This is a genomic window from Burkholderia sp. Bp9031 (genome assembly GCF_003857965.1).
Lineage (GTDB): Bacteria > Pseudomonadota > Gammaproteobacteria > Burkholderiales > Burkholderiaceae > Burkholderia > Burkholderia ambifaria_A.
The window spans coordinates 1-6,466 of the sequence record NZ_QTPW01000066.1; the positions used below are offsets into that span (position 1 = coordinate 1).

Genomic DNA, 6,466 nt, shown 5'->3' on the forward strand with positions numbered 1-6,466 from the left:
CCGCGATCGGAGCCCTCTTCGGGGGAGGTTCTTCGATCGACTGCTTCATGAATTGACGGCTAATTGGGCAGTATTCGCCATGAAGGGTCACTCATCCGTCGCGTCAGTTGGACGTTCAGACAGCGGCTTCGCAACAACAAGCGGCCATTCGATTCGCGACGACGAACGTTGCTTGAGGGGGGGACTATGCGCTGCAGAAAGCGGGCTCCAATCCTTTCACTTCACTTGAACGCGGCTAGCGATCGCCTATATTGAATCGATCCCTTGCGACGGACATAGTAGGTCATCAAACCCCGTCAGGGCTGTGGTGACGATCGGCCACCTCCAGTAACTCCCGCGAGCGTGGTGATCGGGACATGCTGGAACCATGGACGCCAGTTGGCAAAAACGAGGAACAACGTCATGTGCGACACTTTCGAGTATCCGAGGCAATACAGAGGCTCAGGTCGCCGGAATTTTCTCAAGCTTGCTGGCACCGCCACTGTGGTTGGGCTCGCCGCTGGACCACTCTTTACGAAGCCCGCACGCGCCGATGCATTGACCAAGGCACAGCGCGACAGCATGACACCGGAACAGATAATCAAGGTCATGAACCAGGGGAACGCGCGCTTTCAGAGGGGCGAGAGGAAAGCTCGCAATTATTTGCGAGAGCAGAGGGCGAGCTCAGCCGGGCAGTATCCCGCCGCAGTGCTGCTTAGTTGTATCGACTCGCGCGCGCCAGCAGAAGTGATCATGGATCTGGGCATCGGCGATGTCTTCAATTGCCGTGTCGCCGGGAATATCGAAAACAAAGACATCCTTGGCAGCATGGAGTTCGCATGCAAACTGTCTGGCGCAAAGGTAGTCGTCGTGATGGGACACACGGCCTGTGGCGCGATCAAGGGAGCCATTGCCAACGCCGAGCTAGGCAATCTCACCGGATTGTTAGCCAAGATCAAACCCGCCGTGCAGGCAACGATCTACGATGGTGATCGCTCTGCAATGAACTATGCTTTCGTGGACGCCGTGTCGCGCAAGAACGTCGAGTTGACCATCGCCAGCATTCGTCAGCATAGCCCCGTGCTCGCCGAACTCGAGACCACGGGAAAGATTAAGATCGTTGGCGCGATGTACAACCTTCGGACTGGCGCAGTCGAATTCTTCGGCTGAGCACGTCGACGTCCCTCTTCAACAAAATCGCGGAGTACGAGGCGGCCACCTGACAACACGGACGGTCGCTTTCCCTCACAGCGGTCGTTGTGCTAACGCAGCCGCGTACGGCGGGAGAGGGTTGCGGATTCAACCCGTCGATGCAACACCCCTCGCGGCTATGCAGCCTCACGTATGTTGCATCGACGGGTTGAATCCGCATGTGATAAGCGACAATCAACGACCCGGTGTGCATTCATGCAACGTATTCTCGCGATAGGCGGTGGCGGTTTCATGATGGAAGAGACGTCGTCGCCGATCGACAAACATCTCGTTACGCTCACGGGCAAGGCGCGACCGCGTATCTGTTTTCTGGCCACGCCCAGCGGGGATTTGCCAGACCATCTGGAGAAGTTCCACATGGCCTACGGCAATTTGGGCTGCGAAACGTCCCATCTTGCGTTTTTTCGGCAACCCGACTCAAGGTCGATGCTTGTTTCCGACTTTCCAATCAGGCTGCTCGAGCAGGACGTGATTTACGTTGGCGGCGGCAATACCAAGTCCGCACTTGCCGTATGGCGGGAGTGGGGACTCGATTCGGTTTTGCGAACGGCATGGGAGCGTGGCGTGTTGCTTGCCGGTATGAGTGCCGGCGCAATGTGCTGGTTTGACGCGGGGCTGACAGATTCATTCTGGGGCGCAGCCCATCGTCCGCTCGACTGCCTGGGATTGCTGCCCGGCGGCTGTGCCGTTCACTACGGCAGCGATCCTAAGAGGCGTCGGACGTTACATGCCGCACAACAGGCCGGCAGCATCCCGCCGACGATTGCAATCGATGATTTTGCGGCTGTGCTGTACATGCACACTTCTGTCGAAAGCGTGTTTTCCTGGCGAGCGGGATCAGCCGCGTATCGAGTCCATCGCGAACGCGAGACGGTGTTCGAGACCGCGTTGCCGGTCAACCGGATCGGCTGACAGTACCCACAATCCGACGACTGCTGTGGAAATAGAGGTTGCCGCTCGGAAGCGACTTGGTCGACCTTGCAGTGTGCCCACCGTTTCAACGTGGATTACCGGTTTCGATTGCGCGATGCCGCTAACGACATAGTCACAAGTTACCGATCCGAAGCCATGCGACCGCGGGGTGTTCGCCGGGAACGGTGGCCGGCAGGACGGCATGTATCAGTCTCAGGCCTCGGGCCGAATTGGCAAACCAGACGACTGCATCCCGCGTCGCCCGATTGGCGAGAACAAGCGCCCGGAATCCCGCGTTGTTTCCCCAGTGAAAGAAGCAACCCTGCAGCGGTTCGAGCCCCCAGCCCAATCCCCACGCAACGTTTGGATCGGGCGGGTTTCGACCGATGAGATCTTCGGCATCGTCGCCTTGCCGAGTATTGACGCGAGGTGCAAACCACTGATCGTAGCTCGCTGCCGTCAAGCCTCGGCGCGCCAGTACATGCTGAACAAAGCCGACGTAATCGGATGCCGTCGTCAGCAGCGACCACGAGGCCTGCGCTGTCTGCACGCGACGCTTCGGCACCGGCTGACCTTCCCATTCGTGGCCTTGCGCATGATTGTCCGCGAAGCGCTCTTGCCACGCCAGGCTCGAATGACGCATGCCCAACGGCCCGAATACGCGCGCTCGCGCCAGCATCTCGAGCGGGCGCGCGCTGACGGTTTCCATCGCGCGTTGAAGCCATGCAAACGCACTGCTGCCATAGCTGAACCGCTCGCCGGGCATGAAGTATGTGCGAAGCGGAGCGTTGTCGCGGACGATATTCGGAAGACCGCTGGTGTGTGTCAGGACATGAAAGGCCGCTATCCGGCGAGAGTTCGAATCGCCGGGTACGTAATCGCCGCAGATTTCGAATAGGGGTTGTTGCAGATCCAGAAGCCCTTCTTCGACAAGCTGAAGCGCGATATATGCAACGAGCGGTTTGGTGAGAGACGCAGCCTCGAAGACGGTCGCCGCATCGACAGCCGCGTGGTCGTGTACACCGCGGACCCCTGAGTAGAGTTCGACGCTTCTCGTCCCTGCGCGAAGAGCGGCAAGCGATACGCCAGGTATCTTGCCGCTGGCGGTTGTTTCAGCGAGGAATCGTTCGAGGTCGGTCATCTGTTCAGGTATCGACAGCATGCTCGCGGAATTGTACCGACCGCAACGCCCGCAACGTACCAGGCGCGACTTGAAACGCCCGCAGCCGTGGCTGGCAGCCACATGCGCGACCGCTTTCGGTCATGCCGAGCGTCCGCGCCGTGTGGTCCTCCGCGATGAAAACCGTTCAACGGTTACCGAGATCCCCCGCCACCGGCGCCTGCGCCCAGTCGAGTGCGAAGTCGGCGACCGCCTCCCAGCCTTGCTCGCCACAGGTGTAATGACTGCGGCCGGGGAACAGCCGGTATGCCGAAATCGCCCGCGAGCGTTTCGCGTTCTTCTCGTAGTTCTCGCGCTGGACGGTCGGCGGCAGGATGTGGTCGTTGCCGCCGGCGATGAAGAGCAGCGGTGCGCGCGTGTCGTTCGCGAAGTTGTAGCTTGTCGCGGCATTCGGCGTGACGTTCGCGAATCCGCCCTGAAACAGGATGCGCCCCGACACGGGCACCGCATAGCGGTCATAGACCGGCTTCGATTCCGCGAGGCTCAGGTTGTTCGTGAACGCGTAGTGGAATTCCGTCTCGGTGATGGGCACGGCGCGGTGCAGGTTGGCCGGATTGCGCAGGACCGGGAAGGTCGCCTTGATCTCGCTGAACGGCAGCGCCCACACGCCCTTCACGGCCGCACCGTCGATGGATACGCCGGCCGTGCCGAAGCCCGCGTCGAGCAGGAGTTGCACGAACGCGCCGCCGAACGAATGCCCCATGAGGATCGGCTTCGTGTCGAGCGCCGCGATGGTCGCGGCCAGATGCTCGAAGATCTCGCGCGCGCCGAGGTTCACGAGCGGCGACGGATCGCGGCGCAGGGCCGCGACCCCGGCCGTGCCCGGCTCGATTCCCGGATAGCCGGGCGTGATGACTCGCATGCCGCGCTGCGTGTAGCGGGTGACCCAATGCTCCCACGACAGCGGCGTCATCCACAGGCCGTGAATGAGTACAACGGTGTCGGTGCGCGTTTCCGGATTCATGTGCCTGCTCCTGTGGTCGCTGGATGACGCCCGTCACGCCCGCGAGTGTGCCGCGTGCCCTCGTCGAATCCCTTTGACATCGGCACCGCCCGGCGTGAATGATGTGTCCATCTTAAAGACCATCCGAGTACGCGACATGGCTGAAAAACCGGAATTCTTTGCTGAAACGCCGAACCGGCTGGACGATGAAGCAGATCCGTTCGCGTTCAGGCGGGACGCGTTTTCCGACGTGCTGGAGCTGATCCGCATCCGGGGCAACACGGTGTTCACCTGCGCGGCCTCGGCGCCTTTCGGGTTGCGCTTTCCTGCCGGGAAGTACCGGCTGCACATCATCCGGAGCGGCAGCGTGACGATCGAGGTGGAGGGGCTCGACGCGTGCTATCAGGCGTCGCAGGGCGACCTGGTCATGCTGATGCATGGCCATGGCCATGTCATCGCCGACCGGCCGGGCCGTTCCGCCCGTCTCGTCACGGATCTCGCGCCACAGTACTACGACCGCGAACGTCTGACGATAGGTAGCGGCGACACCACCTGGCTGTGCGGCGATTTCGGCTTCGACGGTGTGCTGTCGCAGCGCCTGCTGTCCGTGCTGCCGCCGGTGCTGGTGCTGAAGGGCTTGCGGGAACGGCCGTTCGAGTGGCTGGAGCTGAGCTGCCATTTCATACTCGACGAGGCATTGAGCCCGCGCGCGGGCGCCGCCGCGATGATCTCCCGCTTGCTGGACGTCATCTTCGTCCAGTTGCTGCGCACCTGGGCGACGGAGGGGGCGACGGGCCACGGCTGGTTGTCCGGCGCGATCGACAGCCGGATCAACCCGGCGATGTCCGCCATTCACGCGGACCCCGGTCGCGCGTGGACCGTCAACGATCTCGCCGAGCTGTCGAACCTGTCCCGCTCCGCGTTCGCGGATCGATTCCAGCGTGTCGTGGGCCAGGCGCCGCTGAGCTATCTGACGACCTGGCGTCTGGATCGGGCGGCGGAGCTGTTGCGCTACAGCCGCGCGCCGGTATCGGATATTGCGAACCGCGTCGGCTATACGTCCGAGGCGGCGTTCAGCCGCGCGTTTCGCGGACGGTACGAGATGTCGCCGATGCAATGGCGGCGCGCCAATGCCGAGTAGTGCCCGTGCCGCGCGATGCTTGCGGTGCGCGGCGCCGATGCCGGGCGAGACAGCGGCGCCGTCGTTGCGTCAGCGGGTGTCCGATCCTGTCCTGATCACGCCAGCGGTGCGACCGACGCGCCCGTGATCCCATGGCGTTTCAGCGCATCCGCGACAAAGCCCGACGCCTTCATCTCTTCGACGAATGCACCGAGCAACGCGGCGGCCGCTTCGCCGCGGCTCTTCGGCACGCCCATCGCCTGGCGGATCACCATGAAGCGCTCGTCGAGCAGGCGCAGGCCCGTCGACTTCGCCGCATCGGCTTCGAGCTGCTGTTTCACGCCGGCCGCGACTTCGAGCTGCTGTTCGACGAACGTCGGCACGACGGCCGGCGACGTCGGCGCACGCACGATCTGCGCGGCTTTCAGCTCGCGCGTGAGGAACAGGTCGTACGCACTGCCCTTGCCGACCGCCACGCGGTTGTGCGGCTGGTCGACGTCCGCATTGCCGCGGATCGGCGAATCGTCGCGCACGAGATAGAAGCCTTCGATCAGCACGTAGGGCTCGGTGAACGCGACGGTTTCGCCGCGCAGCGGATCGACCGCGAAGAAACCGAAATCGGCGCGCTCGTCGGTCAGTGCCTGCACGGACTTGCCGGCCGCATCGAACACGACGAGCTCCAGCTCGGCCGACAGCCGCTCGGCGAACGCGCGCGCGAGGTCGATCGACACGCCGAACGGCTCGCCCGTGGCCGGGTCGCGGTTCGCGAGGATCGGGTTGCCGAGATTGATCGACGCGCGCAGCTTGCCGGTCGGGGTGAACGCGGAGAGGACGGAAGGGTCGATGGTCATGGAAGGGCTCGTGGGGAATCGGATGCGCTGGTGGCGCGGGTGCTCAGGGTTTGAGAATGGCACTGATGCGCGACAGCGCATCGAGCGTATGCAACAGGTGTTGACGCAGCGCTTCCGACGCTTCTTCGTTGCGCTCGCGCTCGAGCAGCTCGAGCACGTGAAGATGCTGCTTCGCATGTTCGACGTAGCGCGCGCGATCCTGCATCGAGCGGTACGACAGCAGCCGGCGCACGCGATTCACGCGCCGGATCGTGTCGATGAAGAAGCTG

6 protein-coding genes and 1 pseudogene are annotated in these 6,466 nt (G+C 62.8%); 3 read left to right on the plus strand and 4 right to left on the minus strand.

Going from position 1 to position 6,466, the window contains the following annotated elements; genetic code table 11:
- Positions 1-402: 402 nt before the first annotated feature.
- Together DIE15_RS36280 and DIE15_RS36285 are read left to right on the plus strand one after the other, a co-directional pair.
- Positions 403-1,149, plus strand: a complete 747-nt coding sequence (locus tag DIE15_RS36280; RefSeq protein WP_057927425.1) for a carbonic anhydrase family protein — start codon at positions 403-405, stop codon at positions 1,147-1,149.
- Between the two features lie 237 nt (positions 1,150-1,386).
- A complete protein-coding gene (locus DIE15_RS36285) occupies positions 1,387-2,103 on the plus strand; it encodes a peptidase E (RefSeq protein WP_175827110.1) in 717 nt (238 codons plus the stop codon).
- A 133-nt stretch (positions 2,104-2,236) separates the two neighbouring features.
- On the opposite strand, the gene DIE15_RS36290 is transcribed toward DIE15_RS36285, so the two are convergent.
- The gene (locus tag DIE15_RS36290; protein ID WP_185734617.1) at positions 2,237-3,244 is read right to left on the minus strand and encodes a serine hydrolase; all 1,008 of its coding nucleotides are present in this window, start codon (positions 3,242-3,244) and stop codon (positions 2,237-2,239) included.
- A gap of 166 nt (positions 3,245-3,410) precedes the next feature.
- Positions 3,411-4,247: an alpha/beta hydrolase gene (locus DIE15_RS36295; RefSeq protein WP_124835850.1), complete on the minus strand. Its 837-nt coding sequence runs from the start codon at positions 4,245-4,247 to the stop codon at positions 3,411-3,413.
- Positions 4,248-4,383: 136 nt separating this feature from the next.
- Between DIE15_RS36295 and DIE15_RS36300 the strand changes: the two genes are divergently transcribed.
- Entirely contained in the window at positions 4,384-5,367 is a 984-nt protein-coding gene (locus DIE15_RS36300; protein ID WP_057927421.1) for an AraC family transcriptional regulator, read from the plus strand.
- 95 nt (positions 5,368-5,462) lie between these two features.
- Here the strand turns inward: DIE15_RS36300 and DIE15_RS36305 are convergent, their stop codons facing one another.
- The gene (locus DIE15_RS36305; protein ID WP_124835851.1) at positions 5,463-6,197 is read right to left on the minus strand and encodes an ABC transporter substrate-binding protein; all 735 of its coding nucleotides are present in this window, start codon (positions 6,195-6,197) and stop codon (positions 5,463-5,465) included.
- 43 nt (positions 6,198-6,240) lie between these two features.
- A pseudogene (locus tag DIE15_RS36310) lies at positions 6,241-6,466 on the minus strand (GntR family transcriptional regulator); the annotation flags it as partial.

Coding starts and splice junctions, on each gene's coding strand:
- DIE15_RS36280 (WP_057927425.1), top strand. CDS start 403: ATGTGCGACACTTTCGAGTATCCGAGGCAATACAGAGGCTCAGGTCGC.
- DIE15_RS36285 (WP_175827110.1), top strand. CDS start 1,387: ATGCAACGTATTCTCGCGATAGGCGGTGGCGGTTTCATGATGGAAGAG.
- DIE15_RS36290 (WP_185734617.1), bottom strand. CDS start 3,244: ATGACCGACCTCGAACGATTCCTCGCTGAAACAACCGCCAGCGGCAAG.
- DIE15_RS36295 (WP_124835850.1), bottom strand. CDS start 4,247: ATGAATCCGGAAACGCGCACCGACACCGTTGTACTCATTCACGGCCTG.
- DIE15_RS36300 (WP_057927421.1), top strand. CDS start 4,384: ATGGCTGAAAAACCGGAATTCTTTGCTGAAACGCCGAACCGGCTGGAC.
- DIE15_RS36305 (WP_124835851.1), bottom strand. CDS start 6,197: ATGACCATCGACCCTTCCGTCCTCTCCGCGTTCACCCCGACCGGCAAG.